The organism is Bradyrhizobium betae (assembly GCF_008932115.1).
Taxonomy (GTDB): Bacteria; Pseudomonadota; Alphaproteobacteria; order Rhizobiales; family Xanthobacteraceae; genus Bradyrhizobium; species Bradyrhizobium betae.
In genome coordinates this window covers 1,677,475-1,697,902 of the sequence record NZ_CP044543.1, presented here as the reverse complement: position 1 = coordinate 1,697,902, position 20,428 = coordinate 1,677,475, and the positions used below count along the sequence as shown (strand labels likewise).

Annotated in this window: 22 protein-coding genes; 10 read left to right on the top strand and 12 right to left on the bottom strand. The window is 61.3% G+C overall.

Annotated features, from left to right (window positions below; all coding sequences use genetic code 11):
- Positions 1-42: 42 nt before the first annotated feature.
- From F8237_RS35885 to F8237_RS35880, 4 genes are all read right to left on the bottom strand, one after another.
- Entirely contained in the window at positions 43-207 is a 165-nt protein-coding gene (locus F8237_RS35885) for a hypothetical protein (protein WP_154696354.1), read from the bottom strand.
- A 184-nt stretch (positions 208-391) separates the two neighbouring features.
- Positions 392-658, bottom strand: a complete 267-nt coding sequence (locus F8237_RS08155; RefSeq protein ID WP_151643555.1) for a hypothetical protein — start codon at positions 656-658, stop codon at positions 392-394.
- A 231-nt stretch (positions 659-889) separates the two neighbouring features.
- Positions 890-1,063 carry a hypothetical protein gene (locus tag F8237_RS36255; RefSeq protein WP_015688137.1) on the bottom strand — a complete coding sequence of 58 codons (174 nt, stop codon included), beginning with the start codon at positions 1,061-1,063 and terminating at the stop codon, positions 890-892.
- 266 nt (positions 1,064-1,329) lie between these two features.
- Complete coding sequence (locus tag F8237_RS35880; protein WP_154696353.1) at positions 1,330-1,728, bottom strand: hypothetical protein; 399 nt, start codon at positions 1,726-1,728, stop codon at positions 1,330-1,332.
- 63 nt (positions 1,729-1,791) lie between these two features.
- Between F8237_RS35880 and F8237_RS36250 the strand changes: the two genes are divergently transcribed.
- The 3 genes from F8237_RS36250 (at position 1,792) to F8237_RS08135 (ending at position 2,991) form a co-directional block, all read left to right on the top strand.
- Entirely contained in the window at positions 1,792-1,947 is a 156-nt protein-coding gene (locus F8237_RS36250) for a hypothetical protein (protein ID WP_167527464.1), read from the top strand.
- 267 nt (positions 1,948-2,214) lie between these two features.
- Positions 2,215-2,517, top strand: a complete 303-nt coding sequence (locus F8237_RS08140) for a hypothetical protein (protein ID WP_244626096.1) — start codon at positions 2,215-2,217, stop codon at positions 2,515-2,517.
- Between the two features lie 51 nt (positions 2,518-2,568).
- Positions 2,569-2,991, top strand: coding sequence for a hypothetical protein (locus tag F8237_RS08135; protein WP_151643549.1), 423 nt, complete (start codon positions 2,569-2,571; stop codon positions 2,989-2,991).
- A gap of 41 nt (positions 2,992-3,032) precedes the next feature.
- Here F8237_RS08135 and F8237_RS08130 read toward each other — a convergent pair whose 3' ends face one another.
- Both F8237_RS08130 and F8237_RS08125 read right to left on the bottom strand, forming a co-directional pair.
- The gene (locus tag F8237_RS08130) at positions 3,033-3,767 is read right to left on the bottom strand and encodes a metallophosphoesterase family protein (RefSeq protein ID WP_151643547.1); all 735 of its coding nucleotides are present in this window, start codon (positions 3,765-3,767) and stop codon (positions 3,033-3,035) included.
- A gap of 171 nt (positions 3,768-3,938) precedes the next feature.
- Positions 3,939-4,217 carry a hypothetical protein gene (locus F8237_RS08125; RefSeq protein ID WP_162005934.1) on the bottom strand — a complete coding sequence of 93 codons (279 nt, stop codon included), beginning with the start codon at positions 4,215-4,217 and terminating at the stop codon, positions 3,939-3,941.
- Between the two features lie 347 nt (positions 4,218-4,564).
- Here F8237_RS08125 and F8237_RS08120 point away from each other — a divergent pair, with 347 nt between their 5' ends.
- Positions 4,565-5,989, top strand: coding sequence for an undecaprenyl-phosphate glucose phosphotransferase (locus F8237_RS08120; protein ID WP_151643543.1), 1,425 nt, complete (start codon positions 4,565-4,567; stop codon positions 5,987-5,989).
- A gap of 89 nt (positions 5,990-6,078) precedes the next feature.
- On the opposite strand, the gene F8237_RS36835 is transcribed toward F8237_RS08120, so the two are convergent.
- From F8237_RS36835 to F8237_RS08090, 6 genes are all read right to left on the bottom strand, one after another.
- Positions 6,079-6,600, bottom strand: coding sequence for a hypothetical protein (locus tag F8237_RS36835; RefSeq protein ID WP_244626095.1), 522 nt, complete (start codon positions 6,598-6,600; stop codon positions 6,079-6,081).
- Between the two features lie 265 nt (positions 6,601-6,865).
- Positions 6,866-9,076 carry a GNVR domain-containing protein gene (locus tag F8237_RS08110; RefSeq protein WP_151643539.1) on the bottom strand — a complete coding sequence of 737 codons (2,211 nt, stop codon included), beginning with the start codon at positions 9,074-9,076 and terminating at the stop codon, positions 6,866-6,868.
- Positions 9,077-9,088: 12 nt separating this feature from the next.
- Complete coding sequence (locus F8237_RS08105) at positions 9,089-9,685, bottom strand: hypothetical protein (protein WP_151643537.1); 597 nt, start codon at positions 9,683-9,685, stop codon at positions 9,089-9,091.
- Between the two features lie 343 nt (positions 9,686-10,028).
- Positions 10,029-10,667, bottom strand: a complete 639-nt coding sequence (locus F8237_RS08100; RefSeq protein ID WP_151643535.1) for a transglutaminase-like cysteine peptidase — start codon at positions 10,665-10,667, stop codon at positions 10,029-10,031.
- Positions 10,668-10,827: 160 nt separating this feature from the next.
- Positions 10,828-11,442, bottom strand: coding sequence for a hypothetical protein (locus F8237_RS08095; protein ID WP_244626094.1), 615 nt, complete (start codon positions 11,440-11,442; stop codon positions 10,828-10,830).
- 47 nt (positions 11,443-11,489) lie between these two features.
- A complete protein-coding gene (locus F8237_RS08090) occupies positions 11,490-12,881 on the bottom strand; it encodes an O-antigen ligase family protein (protein WP_151643531.1) in 1,392 nt (463 codons plus the stop codon).
- A gap of 266 nt (positions 12,882-13,147) precedes the next feature.
- Between F8237_RS08090 and F8237_RS08085 the strand changes: the two genes are divergently transcribed.
- The 6 genes from F8237_RS08085 to F8237_RS08060 all read left to right on the top strand — a co-directional run bounded on the left by F8237_RS08085 (position 13,148) and on the right by F8237_RS08060 (position 20,365).
- Positions 13,148-14,332: an acyltransferase family protein gene (locus F8237_RS08085; protein ID WP_151643529.1), complete on the top strand. Its 1,185-nt coding sequence runs from the start codon at positions 13,148-13,150 to the stop codon at positions 14,330-14,332.
- A 4-nt stretch (positions 14,333-14,336) separates the two neighbouring features.
- Complete coding sequence (locus F8237_RS08080) at positions 14,337-15,695, top strand: hypothetical protein (protein ID WP_151643527.1); 1,359 nt, start codon at positions 14,337-14,339, stop codon at positions 15,693-15,695.
- An 88-nt stretch (positions 15,696-15,783) separates the two neighbouring features.
- Positions 15,784-16,830 (top strand): acyltransferase family protein, encoded by a 1,047-nt coding sequence (locus F8237_RS08075; RefSeq protein ID WP_162005932.1) that lies wholly within the window; start codon positions 15,784-15,786, stop codon positions 16,828-16,830.
- A 38-nt stretch (positions 16,831-16,868) separates the two neighbouring features.
- On the top strand, positions 16,869-18,323 hold the full coding sequence (locus F8237_RS08070; RefSeq protein WP_151643523.1) for a lipopolysaccharide biosynthesis protein: 1,455 nt from the start codon (positions 16,869-16,871) through the stop codon (positions 18,321-18,323).
- 31 nt (positions 18,324-18,354) lie between these two features.
- The gene (locus F8237_RS08065) at positions 18,355-18,906 is read left to right on the top strand and encodes a serine O-acetyltransferase (RefSeq protein ID WP_151643521.1); all 552 of its coding nucleotides are present in this window, start codon (positions 18,355-18,357) and stop codon (positions 18,904-18,906) included.
- A 355-nt stretch (positions 18,907-19,261) separates the two neighbouring features.
- Positions 19,262-20,365 carry an acyltransferase family protein gene (locus tag F8237_RS08060; RefSeq protein ID WP_151643519.1) on the top strand — a complete coding sequence of 368 codons (1,104 nt, stop codon included), beginning with the start codon at positions 19,262-19,264 and terminating at the stop codon, positions 20,363-20,365.
- Positions 20,366-20,428 lie beyond the last annotated feature (63 nt).

The following is a 20,428-nucleotide window of genomic DNA, read 5'->3' as shown; positions in this document are numbered from 1 at the left end:
GCCGCGGATCGGTTGCGACGACCCATGCTCGTCCGGATGACGTCAAGCGTGACGGCGCAGTCGCGGCTTCACGCAGATCGTGCTGAGTCGGCGGGAGCAGGAATCAATCTGCCAGTTCTTCGGCCCCGTCAGCCACAGCCGCGCCGCTACGAAGACGATGTTGATGCCGAGCCAGATCGACATCACGATAAAGAAGGTGCTTGCCATGACGGCTCCGCCTCTCGCATGACTTTCGCGAACAATGCAGAGCGCGGCCGAGAGCTCCACTTTCAGGCAGCGGGCAGGCGATCGTTCCTGCCCAAATTCCCGGCATCGACGAACCATGCCGCCCCCATCAGGCGCTAAGCCGCGCGCCTGATGGCTTCACAAATCCGCTTGCCGGGTTCGACGATCAACGCCGATTGTAGGACCAGCCCTTGTCGACATTGGTCGGGTAGTGAGCCGCGAAGTACGGATTCTTGAGGCAATTTCGTGCGGGGTCGAAGATCCAGTCCGCGCATTCCCGGTAATCCAGGAACCGGCAGTCGAAACCAAAAGCGCACCACGGCGCGCCGTTCGGAAATCCAAACCGCACTGGGACTTGCGCCGACGCCACCGAGGGCAGAGCCATTGAAGGCAGAGCCAGAAGCAAAGCTACGGCGAGTGCGCGGGACAACATGGTGCATTCCTCCAACAAACCATCGAGCGGAGATCGAAGCCGGTCCGGCGACCGTTCTCCGTCGAAAAGGGACGACGTTCAATCTTCATCGTTGGATAGTCTAACATCCAGACGCGGAGAGATCGAGAGCGCTGAAGGCTGTCGACCGTGTCGATCGCCATCTTCCATTGATCGATTGAAGAGGAAGGCGCGCCCGTCCATGAAAAAGTCGTGTACAACCAGCAACGGACGCTAGGTCTTCTTGGATCCCTTGGATTTCAGCGTCAGGCCGAGGCGCAAGGCCATGCGCTTGACCGCATCGGGCGAGCGCCCGAGAGTTTTCGCCGCCTCTTCCAGCGAAGCCGACGACTTGGCCAACTCCATCAGCCGGCGGTCTTCCTTGAACGACCAGGGCCTGCGCGCCATAACCGAATTCATCCTCTCGTCGACACAACGGCAAGCCGCCAAGCGGACCCACGTTCGCTCGACGGCTTTGCTTGGGTGGGGCCGGGCCTGGGGGAGCCCGGTGAGGAGATGGATATGCGATCTCGCGACGTTCGCAACAAACAACGCGGATTAAGCTAACTGCTCAACCTTACCGCGACAAAATAGCTACGCGGCGCTCCGTAGTACCACGGGGATTCGCTAACCAAGACCGATGCGTGCGTTCCGACGGCCGCGATCATGCATGTTCAGATGCCGCGTCCGGTTGTCGCAGAACCAGCGCGCGGTCGCGCAATCCAGGCGTGCGACTGCGCCAGCTTCTCCGCGATGGACGATGCGCGTCCGGTCGCATCGAGTTCGACCACGCATTTCGCTCGGAGTGTTGACGGAATATCCGAACATGCGGTCCGGGTGCCGCCTGCGGTGGCCTCGCTCGGTATCTCCGGCTGTTTGTTGCCGCAAGAGATGTTGTCGCCGAGCAGCGACTGCTGATGCGGTGGCGCGGCGCGAATTCGGAGATCAATCGGAATTGAATCGCGGCGCGGCTCGATCGCAGCTGCTTCGAACGAGAATGGATCCAACGCAACGCATGCGTGCGCCGTCGATTTCGACGAGCAGCATTGCGCGTCTTCCAGACAGCGCGTCACGAGATCGTCGAATTTGATCGGCTATGGTCGCGCGTACGGCCACAAACAAATCAGAAGACCGAGATGCTTCACAAGGCGCGAGCGGCACTTCCTCTCACGAAGATCAGAGAGCGGGCGTTGGAAGGCGCCTTTTTCAGCGTTGCGCTGATCGCGATGGCGGGCTGGGTGTATTTCATCACGCTGTTGCTGGTGAGGCTGTTCTTCTGGATATTCGGTTGAAGCGCGTGGGGTCACTTCGCGTGCAAGGTGCTGCCCAAAAAATCCCTAGCATGACGGGAAAATCAGCGGCGGTCATCATGATCTCGACACAACTCGAAGATGAGACTGTCACGGCATGAGAGAAGACGCTCGGTCACTAGGGCGAATCCCGAATGATGCTGGTTGCGATCCTGATTTCGCTTTTCGCTGCGGCGAGCATTTCGATGATTTGCAACCGGCGTGTCGACGTTCCGTGGCGGCGAGAATGACGGTGGCGGGGAGGGGATCATGACGAGGCTGCGGGTAGGCACCATGACGAGCCCGACGAACAACGCGCCGCGGCGGTATTTCGTCGATGGGGGAGGCCGCCGTGTCCTGATCGGCCTCACACCCGAGGAGACGTTCGAATTCGAGCGGCTCGATAGTGAGCAGGTGTCCGATCAGGGGCAGGCTGCCGCCGACAGCCGCGATGTGTGGCCGGATGCCGGCGAGCAGCGCCGGCACGAGCTTTATGAGAAGCACGAGGGCGCCTGGAAGGCCTGGATGGCGCAAAGCCGCACCGAGCGGCGCAAAGAATTCAACCTTTATTAACCATCCCGGGCCCATTTTCCGGTCTGGCGCCTCGAACCGGAAAATGCACGCATGTTTCAGCTCTTCCTGCGGGCCCGCACCCATAACTTCCTGAAAGACCGTTTCGGGGGAGAACAGACGTTCCGCGCGCGCTCGCCCGAGCGCGACGCTGAAACCGATCGCACGCGCATCGAAGCCATCATGATCGCGATCGATGACGCCCTGCATGCGGCGGAGCGCGAGCAGTCGGGCTTGAACCGTCGGGTCGAGGACGTGCTGGCGCGTGCGGCCGTGACCTTCGGCAATGGCGACGACGAATATCTGGAGCGCGAGGCGCTCGACAATCACCACCAGGATCTGTTCGACAAGGAAATCCTGAACGGCCAGCGCCGGCTCAAGGAGCTCGGCGCCTCGATCTCGCATTTCAAGTTCCTGAAGGCGGCGATGCTGAGTCGCTTCCCGGAATTCCGGCCTCCGGCAAGCTCCACCAATTAGCAAGCTCACTTGAAAGTCGGAACGGCACATGAGCGCGGCGGCTAGATCGCCAGCATGCTGTTGCCCTGAATGGTGAGCAGCGTCAGATTTCCGGTGGCATAGGCCCCGGTATCGATGTTGGCTCGGTTTTCCAGCAACTCGGCCTGCCGAACCGGCGTATGGCCGTGCACGACATATTTGCCGAAGCGCCGCTTGCTCTGGAGAAATTCGTCCCTGATCCACAGCAGGTCCTGCTCGCGCTGTTCGGAGAGCGGAATTCCCGGACGCACTCCCGCATGGACGAAGAAGAAGTCCCCGCATGTGAAGGTCGGCCGCAACTGGCGCAGGAACGCGATGTGCTCCGGCGGCATCGCGGATGAGAGCTCGCGCACCAGCTCGGACAACTCGTCCTTGCCAAGACCGGGCGCGGCCGACACGCCGTACGACATCAGGGTCTGGAGCCCGCCGAACTGAAACCATTCGGTGGCGCGGGAGGGATCTTCCAGTACCGAGGTCAAATAGGCTTCATGGTTGCCCTTGAGAAAGACCGTGTTGCGGCGCCGGCTGCGCCCGATCAGGAGATCAAGAGTATGACGCGAGTCGGGGCCGCGATCGACGTAATCGCCGAGGAACACCTCGATCGCGCGATACGGCCGGCTGTTCGCCATGTCGGCATCGATGACCGCCAACATCTGCTCGAGCAGATGTGCGCAGCCGTGGATGTCGCTCATCGCATAGATACGCACGCCGTTCGGTAGCTTCGGCCGGGGCGAATCTTTGGGCGCGATCATGGGCATGGGGTCCAACTCTTTCAGAGAGCTTCGCCCATGATGTCAATATGCTATTGGCGAAATCGGGGTGCCATGCGTCGCTTTTTTCCCCGCTTCGGCTGATAAACGCTCATTTGTGTGTCCGGCCGATCATCGGCCGGCACTGCGTATCACCGGTTTTCGCGTTTGCTGCCCGGGTTAGCCGAAGCTTTGGCTGTCGAAGGATGGCGCGGCCTTGCCGCGATAGGCCGATGCGCGCAAGCGGACCAGGACCGCGCCGCAGAAATAGCCGAGCTGCAGCACCGACGCAAAGACCAGGATCGTAACAACGATGTGAGCTGACGCCTGCCCCTGCCAGGCGGAGCCCGCGCCGAGGATCGCCGCACCGAGAACGATGACGGGCGGCAGGACGAAGATCCGGAATCGCCCTCCCAGCAACGATCCGATCAGCAGACTGAAAATGGCAACCGTACTCACGACGCAACTCCCCGAGTTGGTCTCGAGTGTTAATGGCTGCGGCCTAATACCGGCTTAAGCGGCATGGTTGAACAGCCGTTCAAATGCGCGCGAAAATGCTGTGCGAAAATGACGCGATTTGGTGCGAAACGCTGCGCAATGCCCGCATAGTTGTCACGTGTGTGACAGTAGTTTGAGCATTCACTTGCCGCGACGCTGTGTTGCATAAAAATCGATTTGATTTTTTCGTTGCACTGCCGCAATGTCGCTTTGTTTAGTTAAGATATACTTCGGCGCACGTCGAAAATTTGAATCGATTTGCTCGCAATTCTTGATTGCGAATGGAGCGACGAGGCAGCGAGGTTCGGATGGCTGTAGCAACTTACGGTTCGGAAAACTATTATTCGGCCATATCGAACCGGCGCGGTGCCCTCCAACGGCCTCTCCAGGTTGCCTTGATCGCCGGTGACTTCGTTGCGGTGCTGCTCAGCTCTTTCGTGGCGAGCGGTCTGTATCGTGTGCTCGTGTCCGAGCAGGATTCTTCCGTTGGAGCAGGGCTCGTCGTCGGCGCTGTGTTCGTGACCATCGCCTATTTCCAGGGCGTGTACGACCACCACCGCCTGCTGAGCACGGTCTGGCAGCTGCGCAAGGTGCTGGCGGTCTGGCTGATCTCTCTGACGATTCTCGCGGTCGAGGCGTTTCTGCTCAAATCGTCCGCGGATCTGTCGCGCGGAACCACGCTGCTCTTCGCCGCGACCGGTGGCATCGCCTTGGGCGGGCTGCGCGTATTTTGGCGCATGGCTCTGACGTCAAGCTATGCGAGGGGCCGCCTGGTCGACCGCAAGGTCGTGCTGCTCAGCCTCAAGCCGCTCGATTTCACCTCCACTCGTTTCAAGGATCTGCGCAAGCACGGCTTCAACGTCGTGCGGCATTTCGTGCTCGAGCCGTCCGAAGAGGGCGCCAACTGGGATCGCGAGATCCGCGACATCACCCGCCAGGCGCGAGCCGCGGACGTGGAAGAATATCTCCTGGTGATCGACTGGGACGAAATGCCCCTTCTCCAGAAGTTGAGCCAGCACCTGCGCGTGGTTCCTCAGCCGATTCGGCTGCTGCCGGACTTCCCCATTGCCGATCTGGTCTCTCGTCCGTTCCAGCCTGTCAGCGGCACGGTCGCGATCGAGATCCAGCGCGCACCGTTGAATGCATTCGAGAGGGCGCAGAAGCGCTGCCTCGACATCGGGCTGGCGTCGTTCGCACTTCTGTTGCTGGCGCCGCTGCTGGTAACGGCCGCGATCATGATCAAGCTCGATTCAAAGGGCAAAGTGATCTTCAGGCAGTCGCGGCGCGGCTTCAACGGCAAGCAGTTCGAGATCTGGAAGTTCCGCTCCATGACGGTGGCGGAGAACGGTCATACCGTCACGCAGGCGACAAAGAGTGATGCGCGGGTGACGCGCGTCGGCCGCGTGCTGCGGCGGACCAGCATCGACGAACTGCCGCAGCTCTGGAACGTGCTTCGCGGCGAGATGTCGCTGGTCGGGCCGCGCCCGCATGCGCTGGCGCATGACAACTATTACGATCAGATCATCAGCAATTACGTGTACCGTCATCACATGAAGCCAGGTCTGACCGGTTGGGCCCAGGTCAACGGCTTCCGCGGCGAGACGCCCACCATCGACTTGATGGAAAAGCGGGTCGAGTACGATGTCTGGTACGTCAGCAACTGGAGCATTTGGCTCGACATCAGGATCATCTTGAAGACCGCGCTGGCGCTGATCCATCAGGAAGCCTACTAGCCTCCGCCACTGTCCTCTGAATCCAGGTTTGCCAGGGCCTGCTCTGGGGCCCGGCGAAGTCCAAAGGCTTCGACGCCCTCGTCGCCGCATCATTCCTTCAGATGGTCCGGTCGATCCTCGAAGGGATAGCAGCGGTGGCGAATCTGCAGTCCCTTTTCCGTGACGAAATGCATCAGGAGCTCTCGATCGATTTGCGGGGCACCGCATGTCCGTTCGAGCAACTCGGGGCGAGCTGCCGCGGCGGCCGCCTGATAGAGTGTGGCGGCGCTTGGGAACAAGCGCGCCTGGAAGAGATCGGCGAAATCCTGAGCGGCGTAATTCTTCAGCTCGGGTGTCGCTGCGGTGAAGACGCGAAGCGCCAGAGGCGCGCGAATGAGCTGGAGCCAGGCTTCGTGCGGCGCGAAGCGATAGGAAAGACCCAGCAATCCCGCCGTCCGCGGTCCAAAGCCTGCCTGGCGGATTTCAGCCCAATAGGCGCCGAACCAGCCCAGTCCTTCGGTTGGCGCGCACGCGAGCAATGTGCGGCTCGTGGCCTCGACGCCATCCGCATCGATATCGGCCTGTCTCAGGTCGCCGGCGCGCGTCGATTCGTCGGCGATCGCGAGCTGCAACAGCAGGAGTTCGCGCAGCGTCTTGGCGCTGCATAGCCGCCTTGCGGCCGGCAAATTGCCCTCGACGATCCGCCTCAGCCGATCGAGCTCATATCTTTCGCCGCGCGAAACGCGCCCGGCAATCTGGGGAACGGCGGGATCGGTCGCATCGGGGGCAACGGATATGATCCAGGCCAGTGCAACCGCCGAGAGAGCGACCGTCGAGCCGCGCAGAAGCCAGCGAAACGCGGATCCCGCTGCCTCTGCCGGCGGCGCGGTGGTGCTGCTAGGCTCCCTCGACATAATAGCTGTTGTAGTGCGAGCCCTTGTACGCCTCGATCCGCTTGAGCATCTTCGGATTGGCGCGATTGAGCACGGCGCCCAAGAGCTTCTTCTGGATGCCTTCGGAACTGGCCATCGACTCCTGAAGCGCGCTGCGGGTCGTGCGGCCCCATTCGATCACGTAAACCATCGCATCGACGAGATGGCTGACGGCCTTGGCGTCCGACACCGGCATCACCGGCGCCAGATCGATCACGATGTACTCATACTCCTCGCGCACCACCGCCAGCAGGTCGGCCATCGACTTGGATGCGATCACATCCGCCGAGTTCACCATGCGCGATGCGACGACAGACGGCAGGAAGTCGAGCCCGCTCTCCTTGCTGCGCTGGATGTGGTAGCCGAACGCGCGCGGATCCTTGAGGGCTTCGACCAGGCCGGTCTTGGAATGGGGGGCCAGCGCTCTCGTCAGCGACCGGGTGTGGAGGTCACCGTCGATGAGCAGCGTGCGATGGCCGGTCAATGCGGCCAGATGACCGAAATTGGCGGCCACCGTGGTCTTTCCTTCCTTCGGCAGCGACGACAGGATTCCGATCACCTTGACCTCGCGCGAGAGGCGCGCGACGTCGATCGAGACCTTGATGTTCCGAAGTGTTTCCGCAAATCGCGAGAACGGGTGCTCGACGACGTAGCTTGAAACGTCTCCTTCAGGTTGATCCGCCGCAGCCCTTGCCGGGCGGATGTCCGGAAGGACGCCGAGGCATTTCACCCCGAGCTGATCCTCGACATCGCTCGGAGACCGCAGCACGTCGCTCAGCAGCTCTCGTGTAAAGGCGGCGCCGAAGCCGAAGCAGAGACCGCCGAACAGGCCGCCCATCAACGCCAGCAGGGTCTTGGGCGAGCTCTTCTTGTCCGGTTTGACCGCCGTGCTGATGATGCGCGCTTCGCTGATCGGGAAGCTCTGGTTCTGCGTCGCGTTCTGGAGCTTTTCGAGGAAGTTGTTGTAGAGGTTGCGATAGGTGTCGGCCGCGCTCTCGAGGTCGCGCAGCTTGACCTGCGCCTGGCTGGTGCTGCCGGCCTGGGTCACGAGATTCTTCAGATTTTCCTCGAGCGCCGTCTCGCGGCTCTTGGCGATCTCGTACTCGCTGCGATAGGCGTCCGCGATACGGCGCACTTCGTCGGCGATCGCCTTGCGCAGCTCTTCCATGCGGTTGGCGAGGTTGATGGCCGCCTGGTGGGTCTTTCCGTAACGGCTCGACCAGTCGGCATACTGCGCCGCCAGGTCGAGATATTGGGCACGCAGGCGCGTGATCACGGTGTTGTTGAGGGCATCCGTTACCGTCGGCTGGACGAGATCCTTGTCGAGCAGCGCCTCGATCCGGTCGAGGCGAGCCTTGGCCTCCGCGGTTGCGGCATGCGCGGCAATGAGCTGCGAGTTGACGTCCGCAAGCTGCTGCTCGCTCATCAGGCCCCGGCTGGTGCCGACGATGTTGTTCTGTGCCTTGAACGTCTGCACGGCGCGGTCGCTCGCCGTCGCCTGTTCACGCAGCTCCGCGCTGCGTTGCTGGAGCCATTCGCCCGCGCGCTTGGTCGACTGGTACTTCGCTTCCAACGCACCGACGATGTAGGCGTCAGCGACTGCGTTCGCGATCTGCGCCGCCTTGTTCGGATTGATCGAGCGATAGTTCAGCGACAGCACATAGGTCGTCAGCACGCGCTCGACCTTGAGGTTCTTCTGCACCAGCTCGACCGCGCCCCGTTCGACCCGTTCCTTGCTGGGAGGGCCGTCCGAACCGAACAGCGACATGACCTTGCCGATGATCAGCGGAAGCAATCCGGGCTCGGAGCCGTTGAACTCCGGATCTTCGGTGAGCTTCAGGCGACGAACGATCGACAGGAGCAGATCGTCGGACTGGAGAATCTCGACCTGACTGTCGACGAATCCCGGGTCGATCAGCGCATTGGCCGTTCCGCTGTCCTTGTCCAGCACCTGGGTTTGACGCGTGTCCATCAGGATGCGCGCATTCGCCGTGTACATCGGCGTCGCGCTGATCAGGTAGACGAGAACGAGCGCGAGCGCGCCAGCCACGATGGCGACGATCAGCGGCCATTGGCGACGCACGATGTCCAGAGCGCGCTCGGCGCTCAGCGTCGTGCCACCGACCTCAATGGCGTATTTCGGGCGATGCGGAAACTGGTCTCGTGGCTGAAACATCTCGGGATCTTGTCACTCGGGAAGGGGAACGGGTTTGAATGGATCAGCGAGTTCGGTCTTCCATTCACCCGACATCAGGCCGGCGTTCGAGCTCGAACCTGCCGGCACGCTATTGGCCGTAGATGGAGCGGGGCTCCCCGGAGCAGGCGCCATCGCCGCGTCCTGGTCTGCGAGATATCCCTTGAGCACGGAACCGTCGTGCAGCTTGGTAACGAAGTCACTGATCCTGCGCGCGACATCGGGCTTGGTCGCGATGCAACGCTCTTCGGCACGGTGAAGCCCGGCGCCGATCGCGATGCGATCGGCCTGGCTCGCCTCGCGCAACATGTCCCTGACCGGCTCGAGTGCGGCGATGTCGGTCACCAGCAGTCCGGTCAGCCGGCCCGAAAGCTTGTCACGATCGTTCTTTGACAGCCGCAACAGCACCGACGGATCCGAAACAAAAGCACTGACCGCAGCCGAAGGGGCGCGCTCGGAGCGATCGACGCATTGCGCCGAAGCCGGCACGGCAAGCGAAGCAGCCAGCACACCGGAAACGATCGCATTGATCCGCGAGGCTCGAAAGGAGCCACGCAACAAGGTATCGAGTTTGAGGAGGATCGCGCTCATATCTCGTTGCGAATTATTGATATGCGTATCGATTTCGACCGTAGGTCTTTGATGACCCGAAACTATGTCAAATTCTTGTGCGGCGCAAAATATACCCCAGCGCGGACCGAATTGCCAATCGCATGGGCTTCGAACGCCGATTCAACATGAACGAAGCTCTCGCCGTGATCCGGCGCAGATTTGGAAAATGATTGCACGTGCCGGCATGCCTTAAGCACGAATCTTAGGCAGGTGCCATGCAGGATCGACATACAATGACAAAGGCGCGAGGGATGGTCTGGGGACCATCTTCTCGCGCCTCCTGCAACCTGCGATTGGTAGCTGGAACGAAACCTGTCGCGATTTACTCGACCGTCCGCAGCATCGCGAGACGCGTCGCGCGGAGACGCTCGCCGCGCTCGCCGACCGCGACCCAGAAGTGCGGGTTGCCGCCCGACTGCATCGAGATCCACTCGTAATCCGCTGCGTTCCACGGCCGCACGGACGAGGACAGATTGTCCAGAACGAAGTCGCCGTCGGCAAGCCGCGCGACCAGCACAAGGTGGCCCCTGCCGCCCGTCAGGACAACTGCAAGCCGCAGCGCCGATTTGGGCCAGCCCATCTCGATCAATTGATGGCGCTTGGTGACCGCATAATCGTTGCAATCGCCGGCGGACGGCGAAACCGTCCAGCGTGCCACCATCGGATTGGTGGATTTCTGCATCGGGCTGATGGATGCGTTGACCGAACTGTTGACCTCGCGCAGCGCGCTCATCGCACGGTCGCCTGAAGGCAGGGTTCGCTCGGCGCTATCAGCCGCGCATTCGGCGTCGTAATTCATGCAGAACTTGACGAATTGCAGCGGCGCCAGCGCATTGTCGTATTCGCTGATGAATGCGCGCGTTGCCTGATTCGGCAAACCATCGTTCAATGCATCGGCCTTGGCCGCTGCGCCGGCCGATGCGACCCCAATCGCAACCAGCGATTTGATTATCCAGCTCATGACATCCCCGTCTCGCGTTTTTTTTGACGCTACGGGTATCCCACAAACGATTTGAACTTTGGTTCCGCGGAACTTTACAATTGTAGCTAAATCGGCCGGTCACGGGACCGGCCGGGGCAGTTTGGTTAATCGACCGCCGACGATGCGGCGGTTCGAGCTGTCAGCGCGACGGGCTTACGGAGGTCAGAACTGCGGTGGACGTCGCTGCAAACAGCGTCTGAGGCGCCGCACCGGCACCGCTCTGATTGACGACCGTGGGCTCGGTCGCGCTTGACGCGCCTGCGCGCGCCTCTGCGGCGGTCGAGCCCGGCCCGCCTCCGGCAGTGGTCTCGCCGGTCGGATCCGCGCCCGCCGTCACCTCGGTCGGGATATCGCCGGTGATGCTGGTGAACGACGTGATAAGGTCGGGATTCTCCGTCTTGAGAACCGCCTCCTGGATCAGCTGCGCAACGCCAGGCTGCGACAGGACACAGGTCGAGGCGGCAGTGCCAAGGCCGGCGCCGATGGCGCGGCTTTGATCCGCGCTGCTGGCTTTCGCCAACGAGGCAATGCCATCGACGGTCTCGGGACGCGCGGTCAGGAGGTCGCGGACAGCCGAGGCGAGGCCGCCTTGTCCGTCCTTGAACTGATCCAGAAGGCCGCTCGGGTTGGCGAGAAACTCGGTAGCGCGTTCCGCTGAAACGATGCCGGAATTGGCGACACAGCCCGCACTGACGCCGGTCGCGGCGAATGCCGACGGCATCCCGGCGAGCGATACGAGTGCTCCGACGACCACAACGAAGCGCCTACCAGAATTCCAACTCATTGCCCTGCCCATTCCAATTATGTTGACTTTAACTCGACTTGCACGGAATTGCCACGTTCTTTTCGAAATTGTGATGGCAGCGATTGCGCGAGGCCGCACCCGACGATGGCTGCGAAAAACACACCGTAGCCGGGAATTTGCAGCGAGAAATCGATGCAGCTATGTGACACTCCCAATACGGCGACGCTCGTACCGATGATGGGTATGAAGCGATCACGCTTTCGGCGCAAGCTTCCGGTAAACAGATGGTAAAAATACCAGAGGCTGAGCGCCGCGATCAAAGCGAAGGCGGGAATGCCCAATTCCACGGCAATTTCGAGCGGGGTGCTATGAGCGCGGTCCCAGATGCCGAGGCTGCCTAGCGCGACAGGCCTGTAGCTGGAAAAGACAGCCTCGAAATTGCCCAGTCCGATACCGAGCAGCGGGTGATCGGCGATGATCCCCGCCGATGCCTGATAGGCTGCAAGCCGCTGAGGGTCGATCAGGCCGTGTTCGACGATTCGGCCGGCCACGAGGCCGCCCACGAGCTGCAGAAGCACGAGCCCCGCTGCCGCCGACCCGCCGAGGAGGAGCCATTTCCGCGATCCGCCGAGCTCGAGAGGCATGAGATAAAGGATGATGGCCAGCACGAACGCGCCGACCGACAGCAACAGGCCCGCCCGCGATCCCGTCATGGCAAGTGCAATCGTGCAGATTGCAAATCCAGCGCCGAGCGCCGCCGAGGTAGCGAAGATCTGTCCCAGCCGCGACCGCAAATCTTGTGACGTCGGCGGCTCGCCGTCCTGGCGGCGGTGCATCGAGCGCAGGAGCGGCACCAGAAACAACAGGGCGCATGTTCCCCAGAACGTCGCCGACGTGTTTCGGTTGACGAAGGTTCCGGTGGCAAAGCCTAGATAGGCCTCCTTCTGCCTGAACAGGATCATGTCGGGCGCGATCAGCTCCGCCATAATTCCGTAGAGCGCATACAGGAAGCCCGCCCATGCCATGACCTGTAGCAGCGAGCGCGCGGCTCCCGCATCGCTTGCAAGGATCACGGCACGGGTGAATGCCAGCGACATCAAGAGTACCGAACCGAACGCCAGCCATGGTCCGCGCGCGGTAACGGAGGGGCGGTCAGGCAGTGCAATGCCGAAAATCTGCCGCGGCAGTTCCCAGACGGTTGCAGAGTGTGCAGGGGGAGCGCTGCTCCACATCTGAAGCGCGACGAGGATGCCCACCATTGCGACCACCACTGCCGACGGAATCAGCAACGCAGCGTTGCGACGGCTCACAGCCGAAAGATCCGCGGTCAGCAGGCTGCATACGAGCAGAAAATTCCAGAAACAAATCCACGCGAGGTCAAGGGATCCAAGCGGAAGCGGCGCCAGCACGAACACGGCTGTGGCGAAAAATCGCGATATCGCGCCCAATGGCCCCTCTGTCGTTCAACTCAGCGGCGATGGAGCTATCAGAACTTCACGCGAGATCAAGTTAATGCGCATCCGGCCACGATTTCAGCACGATCGGCGCGTTTACCTCAATGGGTGCAACAGCCGGACATCTCGCGACGATGAGCGCTAAGCATCTCGGTAAATCTCGGTTCAATTGGACGGTTAGCGGTTGAACCGCAGGTCGAAGAAAGGCATTATGCTGCGACGCAGCATTTTTGCTCTAGCTCATTGTCAGGTGCTCTGCCTTGCCGGTTCACAAGCCAAAAGCGCACTACGTGCCGCTCGACAGCGTTCGAGGTCTTGCGGCTCTGTGCGTGGTCGTTCACCATTTTGTCGGCTCGGAGACACTCTATACGGTCCTGCCGAACCGGGCATGGATCGACGTCGCGTTCTTCCACAATTCCTGGCTCTGCGTCGATCTGTTCTTCGTGCTCAGCGGCATCGTCATTTCGATGAGCTACGTGAAATCGGAATTCGGTGGGTTCGACTTCCGTGACTTCGTCGCGCGCCGTATTGCGCGAATCTATCCGCTTCACTTGGCGATGCTGCTCGCGTTCCTGTCGTTCCGGTTGATGAAGCTAGGCCTGGTGGCGATCGGCGTTCTGCATTTCGCGCCGCCCGAGATTGCGGTCAACAATTATGTTTCCTTCGTCGTGAACCTGCTACTGCTGCAGGCGTCCGGCATCATCAGCTATCTCAGTTGGAACGGGCCGAGCTGGAGCATCAGCGCGGAGTTCTACACCTACCTCGTATTCGCAGCCGTGGTCCTCGCGGCGCAGGCCGCGAGGAGCATCCGGTTGGTCTACGCCCTGTCGGTCTTGCTCGTCGTGGGTAGTCTCGGCATCATCCTGTTCGTGCTGCGAATGGAAAGCCTCGATTTCCATTACCAGTTCGGCATCATTCGCTGCGTCCTCAGCTTCTTTCTCGGCGTGCTGACGGTTCGCGCCGTGACAATGGTGCGGCCGGGCGCGAGTCCGCTGCTTCAGTCGGTCGTGCAGATCGGCGCAGCAGCCACGGCGATCGTGATCATCTCGGTGGTCGGATGGCTGCCGGCCATCAGCTTCGTCGCGCCTGTGGTCTTTGCGATCCTGCTCGGTTCGCTGATGGTGTTCCCCCATCGCCCCTTGCCTGAACTGCTGACGGTGAAGCCGCTGGTATGGCTCGGCAAGCGGTCGTATTCGATCTACATGGTCCACGCGCTGGTGCTCGTCCTGCTCGAATATTTCGCGCGCGGCGTGGGAGCGGCCCGTTTCCAGTCGCTGGATGGTCTGCTGCCCGGCCTGCCTGCGTCGGTGCTGCTCGTCGGTTTCGTCGGCGCGGTGCTCGCGCTTTCGAACCTGACCTACGCCACCATCGAAATGCCGGGCTCGCGGCTGGTCCTCGGGCTGCTCAGGCCCGGTCCAGCCAAGTCGCTCGCGGCGGCCGAGTGAATCGATGGCCGCGCATCCATCATCTTCAGCGCTTGCCGGTCCGGGCTTCCGCTTTGTGGAACAACCCATCGACGACGGCGCGCAGGCGAGCGGTTCGACCTTCAATATCGAGGCGATCGCTCTTGTTCTCTACTTCTATCGCGACGCGCTCGCCGGCGCGTTGCGCTACTACCTGGCGGTCGCCAAGATCGACCCCATCTGGTTCCTGCCCGACATCTTCGCGATGGTGTGCATCCTCGCGTTCATCCAGCGCTACATCCTGGTAGGGAAGAGCCTGGTTGCGATCCTGACGCTGTTCTACATGGCGTTTGCGCTTTATCTCGGATACGTCTTCCTCGGCTACTTCACCGGCATGATCTCTTCATTCAAGATGATCGCGCCGGTGTTCGTGGGTTTCTGCTTCTGCGGCCGCGATTTCGGCCAGTACCGGCGATTGCTGGCCTGGATTCATCCCCTCTTTTACATCACGATCTTCGGGATTGTCCTGTCCTCGCGTGTTCAGCTGCCGTGGGTCGGTTTCGCCTACGAGACTTTCGGAGGGACGCGGCAAGCGAGCAGGCTCTGGTGGGCGGCATCGGAGACGCGGCTGGCCGGCCTGGCGGCCGACAGCACGATGGCCGCCTTCTTTGTGTTCATCACCTATGTGGTGACGTCCGTGCGCCGCAGCCTGCTGTGGTGCCTGCTTTGGGCGCCGGTCGGCCTCTATGCGATCAAGCTGACGACCAGCAAGACCTCGCTGGGAGTGATGGCGATCTACGTCGTTTGTCTGGTCATCGTCCGGCTGTTGCCCGAGCGCGAGAAGTTTCCCATGCTGCGCCGAATGGCGCTGCTTTCGTTCCTGTCGATCCTCGTACCCGCGGTACTGATGGCCCTGTTCTCCGGCAGTTCGCTCGTCAGCGTGTCCCGCAGCTTGTATAGCCTGCAGGACCGCGTCAACAACAGTTGGCAACTGCCATTCGTCTACATGGCCGATCTCATGCCGGTGGGCTTCTTCACCGGCTGCGGCCTCGGATGTTTCAACTATCCGCAGCTACTGTTCTCGAACAAGCTCAGCTATTACGTGCCGGTGGATAATTTCTATCTCGGCACGTATCTGATGTTCGGGCCGATCTTCGTGGTGTTCGTGATCCTGGTCATCCTCGCGGTCGCAAGGACAAGGGACATTTACAAGCTCTCTTTCGCGGTCGCGATGAATCTCTTCACCATCACGGTTCTGGCCTATGGTCCGGCAAGCGGCTTGATCATGCTGAGCGTGGTATTCAGCGGTGTCTTCGCGCGGAAAAAGGAAAGAGATGACGGGATCGCCTCGAGTGCGGCGCCGCTCTCGCCCGACGTCGACGATATGGTTTCACGACCGGCGTGAAGGCCGTGTTGCCGTGTGCAATGAGCTGCGATGTGCAGCCCGGGCTCTGGTCCGGAACTTTCTCTTGTCCTGGTAGCGGATCGCAGTGGTGAGCGGAGACAGCAAGAATTTCGTGGAGGCGATCCAGGGGCTGCGCGGCATCGCCGCGCTCAGCGTGCTGATCGTCCATCTTCAGGACATGCCGCTGCTCGCGGGCTTTCTGCCGCCGATCTGGTCGTGGCTCGAGGCCACGATCAACATGGGCGGACATGGCGTCGAGCTCTTCTTCATGATCAGCGGCTTCCTGATCCCGGCGAGCCTCGTGCGCCACCGCCTCGTCGGAAAGTTTTTTCTCGATCGCGGCCTGCGCATCCTTCCGGTGTTCGTGATTCTACACGTGATCCTGTTCACGATCGGGCCGCTGGTCGGCTACAAGTTCTTCAAGGGGACCGACCTGCCGACTTACCTCAAGCTGTTCTTCGTCAATCTCGCTTTCCTGCCGGATGCGCTGGGATTGCCGATTGGTCAGCAGAATGCCTGGACCCTCAGTTATGAATGGGCGTTCTACATCCTCTTCGCGCTTGCCTTCATGGCGGCGGCGAGGAACTGGGTCCTGGCTGCGCCGTTTGTCGCGCTCGCCGTCGCGGGCATAATCTATCGGCCCATCGCCGCGTTCTTTCTGGTTGGACTGCTGTTCAGCTTCGTCGACCTGCGGATCCGTATCGCGGGCTGGCCGGGCGTGCTGGCGGGTATTCTCTGCGGCGCCGCGATGTACGTCTCGATTGAATATCTGCATCCGCTGGTGGGGCTGGTTCCCGGCGCGCTGCTGTTTGGAATGGTCCTTGCTCCAGACTCCGGCGTCGCCGTCGCCCTGAGCGGCAAATTCCTGCAGTTCCTCGGGAAGATCAGCTACAGCCTGTATCTGGTCCATCCCTTCGCGCTGTTCCCGCTGCAGATAGCCGGCGTGAAGCTGGCCGCGCACGGCGTGAATCTCTGGCTTCTCTGGGCGGGGTTTGCGGGTCTTGGTTTGATCGCCGCACTTGTTGCGGGGACAGTCAGTTACGAACTGATCGAAGTGAGACTTCGCCGTCTGCTCGATCCGGTGCTGCGAGGCCTGTTGTTCGGAGTGCGTCGTGAACCGCGCTATGTCGCCTGAGCGCACCCTATTGAAACCGATCACGCACGGGTGACGTCATGATCATCAAGAATCTGCTCTCGATGTCGAGCGTGAACGTCGTGAAGTCGGCCGTTCAGTTCCTCATCACGCTGCTGATCACCTATTTCGTGACGCCCACGGAATTCGGGCTCGTGGCGTTTTCGCTGCCGTTCATCGCCTTCATTTCCATGCTGACCGACCTCGGGCTGTCGAGTGCGATGATCCAGCGGACGTCGCTCACGAAGGAGGAGGCCGGTGCGGCGACGACGCTGATGGTCGCGATTGGGATCGGTTGTGCCCTGATGCTGGCGGTGCTGTCGAAGCCGCTGGGGGCCGCCGTCGACATGCCGGGATTGCCGTCGGTGCTGGCGGCTCTCTCCGGCTCGGTCGTCCTGTCGATTTCCGCGATGGGCCCGCGCGCGGTGCTGGAGCGCTCCCTGCAATATCGCACTGTTGCCCTGATCGAGGCTGGTGCGGCCCTGGTTTCCGCGACGGTGGGCGTGGCCGGAGCCCTGCTCGGATGGGGGATTTGGGCGCTGATCGCGTACTATGTCCTGATGCAGGCGGTGCGCGCCGTCGCGTTCTATGTGAACACCAGGCGCCACATCCATCTGTGCTTCAAATGGCGCAGCGTCGCCCTGATGCTGTCGTTCGGCGGCTGGGTGCTTGCTTCGAACGTCCTCAACTTCACGGCGAGAAACGTCGGCAATCTCATGATCGGCGCCAAGCTGGGCGCGGCTGCTGTCGGCCTGTTCGGTCTCGCGTTCCAGTTCATGACGCTGCCGCTGATGATCCTCTCCTGGCCGGGCGGGGGCGTTCTCATGGCGACCTTGAGCCGCATGAACGGTGACGGAGAGCAGGAACGGCGCAAGGCCGCGATCTGCGCTGTCCTCGGCATGACGGCCATGATCACGTTCCCGGCGATGATCTATCTGACCTTCGGATTGAAATATCCCGTTGCGACGTTCCTCTCGCCGCATTGGCAGGAGGTGCTGCCGCTGATTGCCATTCTCGCGCCTGCTGGCGCGGCGCAGTCGATTGCGGCCTATGCCGGGCCGATCCTGCTTGCCCACGACAAGGCCCGGCTCCAGTTCTGGGTGAGCACCGCCAACAGTGCCAGCATGATCCTTGCCTTCGTCGTGGCGTTGCCGTTCGGGCTCACGGCCGTTGCAATCGTGTACCTGATCGTATCGATCCTGGTTTGCGCCTTCATGCTGATGATTGGAGCCCGCAATTGCGCGATCTCCTATACGTCGTTGTTCGGCGCCCTGATGCCGGCCACGGTGGCGACCTCGCTCGGCGCATTGTGCGCGTTGGTCGCGACCAAGGGCGACGTCGCAAGCCTGTCGCATTGGCTGATCGCGACGGTCGTCTATGCGCTGATCGTGCTCGGCAGTTACGTGGTATTCAGGCGCCGGATCTGGCGCAGCGTGCAGTCGCTGCTCGGCGGATCGGCTCCGCCTGTTCAGGCAAGTCTTCCCTCGGTAAGTTAGTTGAGATTGGCGGATGTCTTCAGGAGCGGGAATGGGTGACGAACGCCAGGCGGGAATTCCGTGGCGCGAGGACCTGATGGCGAATACTGGCAAGTCCGGCATTGGCGCAGCTTTCATCGCCTTGCTCACGAGCCCCGGCTTTGCCGTGATCACGACCTGGCGCGTCGCCAAGATGCTGCGCTTCCAGACTCGCTGGGGGCATCAGATCACGTGGCTGCTCGTGCGCGCGCTGATGCGGCGAGGTTGCTACATCTCGGTCCTCGCGGAGATCGGCCCGGGACTGATCCTGCCGCATCCGACGGGCGTCGTGATCGGCGAGGGATCGCGGATCGGGCGCTCCGTCATGCTGTATCACAACGTGACCCTCGGCCGGCGTGCATGGGACGAGCCGGGCTGTCCGACTATCGGCGACGATGCGGTCATCTATACCGGCGCCGTGCTGGTCGGTCCGATTTCCCTGGGCGCGGGCGTCAAGGTCGCGGCCAATGCGGTCGTGACACGTGATGTTCCACCAGATGCTGTTGTTGCAGGCGCACCGGCGCGGGTCGTGCGCACGGAAGCACCGGGACGCGTGCGCGCCTGAAGCAGCGGGACGAGCGCAAGAATCCTGCCGTTCGCTTGTTCGTCGGTGGCAGGAGGCGATCGCTCGCGAGCGAGGATAACCAATCCAGCAGGCGCGAATGTAGTGCGCGCCTCGCGATGGCGGCGCGGTTTAGACAAAATTGTCGCGGCAATTTCCGGGCGATTCACTTCGCGTGCAAAGCTGGTGACCACACGTGCCCGAGCGGACGTGAGGCTGGACGCCGGAAATTTGAATGTGTGTCGCAAACACTCGCATCAACGCGCAGCTGCATTGCTGATCGCTTCCATTGATGTTGCATTGCGGCTCATCTGTAATCATTATGTCTTTAGTCAAATGCTAGTCTGGAAAAATCGCGATGATGCTTGAGGACAAGATTGCAGCGGCCAACGGGCGGCCCACTGGATTCGACTACCTCAGACTGGCACTCGCTTTAAGCGTAGTCGCAGTGCACGTTTTCCAGACGGGTATAGGTGACGAGGCCGCCAACGCCTATCTTACGCCTGCCGTTCGCCCGTTTGCGGCCTGCATATTGCCTATGTTTTTCGCACTGAGTGGCTTCCTGGTCGCTGGAAGCTTGGTGCGCACGCCGACGTTGCCGGAGTTTTTTGCACTTCGTGTGATCAGGCTTGCGCCGGCGCTTATCGTCGAAGTGCTTTTGAGCGCGTTCGTGATCGGGGCCTTGTTCACTGCCCTGCCGCTTTCGGAATACTTCTCGCATCCGAAATTTTGGGCCTACCTTCTGAACATCGTTGGATGGATCCACTTCACGCTGCCCGGCGTCTTTCTGGATAACCCGCGGCCGAACATGGTCAATCAGCAGCTGTGGACGGTTCCCTGGGAACTGGATTGCTACATCGTGCTCGGAGCTCTGGCGTTCGCAGGCTTGAAAAAGAGCAGGACATTGCTGATCGTCGCAATTGTCGCAGCTCATGCTTTCGCATTTTATTGGTATAGCGTCCATGAGGCCAAGTCGCCTCTGATTGCCAAGGCCGGCGTATTGCCGATCTCATTCCTGGTTGGTGTTCTGTTTTACTTCTACGCCAGCAAGATCAAATGGTCTTTTGCGCTGTTCGGTGTTTGCGTGGTGGTGACGTATCTCCTGCTCCGCCTTCCCAATGGCGACCTTCTCGTCGCCTTCCCGGCGACGTATGTCACAGTGTTCCTTGGCGTTTCGAATCCCGCCAGGAATCAAATTGTGCTCAGCGGAGATTACTCTTACGGGGTCTATCTGTACGGATTTCCGCTTCAGCAGGCCTTTGCTCATTTGTGGCCGGGTCTGAACCTGGGGTCCGTGGCCGCGATCGTTGCGACCGTTTGCTTCGCAGCCTTTTCATGGTGGTTTGTCGAACGTCCGGCGCTGGGTGCCAGGAAGCTTCTCAAGAAAATCAAATGGCCTGCACGATTGCGTATGCCGGCGCCCGATCGTCCAGTCATTGAGGACGCGGCCGTACGGAAATGACTGTCGGCCCGGCATTCGGCACCGGCCCGGCCGCAGTTTTCCGGCCGCACTGAAGTCGCTCTT

Excerpts from the sequence above, each read along its gene's own strand:
- F8237_RS08155 (WP_151643555.1), bottom strand. The coding sequence starts at position 658 with ATGTTGTCCCGCGCACTCGCCGTAGCTTTGCTTCTGGCTCTGCCTTCA.
- F8237_RS08135 (WP_151643549.1), top strand. The coding sequence starts at position 2,569 with ATGTTTCAGCTCTTCCTGCGGGCCCGCACCCATAACTTCCTGAAAGAC.
- F8237_RS08070 (WP_151643523.1), top strand. The coding sequence starts at position 16,869 with ATGATCATCAAGAATCTGCTCTCGATGTCGAGCGTGAACGTCGTGAAG.
- F8237_RS08120 (WP_151643543.1), top strand. The coding sequence starts at position 4,565 with ATGGCTGTAGCAACTTACGGTTCGGAAAACTATTATTCGGCCATATCG.
- F8237_RS08065 (WP_151643521.1), top strand. The coding sequence starts at position 18,355 with ATGGGTGACGAACGCCAGGCGGGAATTCCGTGGCGCGAGGACCTGATG.
- F8237_RS36255 (WP_015688137.1), bottom strand. The coding sequence starts at position 1,063 with ATGGCGCGCAGGCCCTGGTCGTTCAAGGAAGACCGCCGGCTGATGGAG.
- F8237_RS08140 (WP_244626096.1), top strand. The coding sequence starts at position 2,215 with ATGACGAGGCTGCGGGTAGGCACCATGACGAGCCCGACGAACAACGCG.
- F8237_RS08100 (WP_151643535.1), bottom strand. The coding sequence starts at position 10,667 with ATGAGCTGGATAATCAAATCGCTGGTTGCGATTGGGGTCGCATCGGCC.
- F8237_RS35885 (WP_154696354.1), bottom strand. The coding sequence starts at position 207 with ATGGCAAGCACCTTCTTTATCGTGATGTCGATCTGGCTCGGCATCAAC.
- F8237_RS08105 (WP_151643537.1), bottom strand. The coding sequence starts at position 9,685 with ATGAGCGCGATCCTCCTCAAACTCGATACCTTGTTGCGTGGCTCCTTT.
- F8237_RS08110 (WP_151643539.1), bottom strand. The coding sequence starts at position 9,076 with ATGTTTCAGCCACGAGACCAGTTTCCGCATCGCCCGAAATACGCCATT.
- F8237_RS08060 (WP_151643519.1), top strand. The coding sequence starts at position 19,262 with ATGATGCTTGAGGACAAGATTGCAGCGGCCAACGGGCGGCCCACTGGA.
- F8237_RS36250 (WP_167527464.1), top strand. The coding sequence starts at position 1,792 with ATGCTTCACAAGGCGCGAGCGGCACTTCCTCTCACGAAGATCAGAGAG.
- F8237_RS08080 (WP_151643527.1), top strand. The coding sequence starts at position 14,337 with ATGGCCGCGCATCCATCATCTTCAGCGCTTGCCGGTCCGGGCTTCCGC.
- F8237_RS08130 (WP_151643547.1), bottom strand. The coding sequence starts at position 3,767 with ATGCCCATGATCGCGCCCAAAGATTCGCCCCGGCCGAAGCTACCGAAC.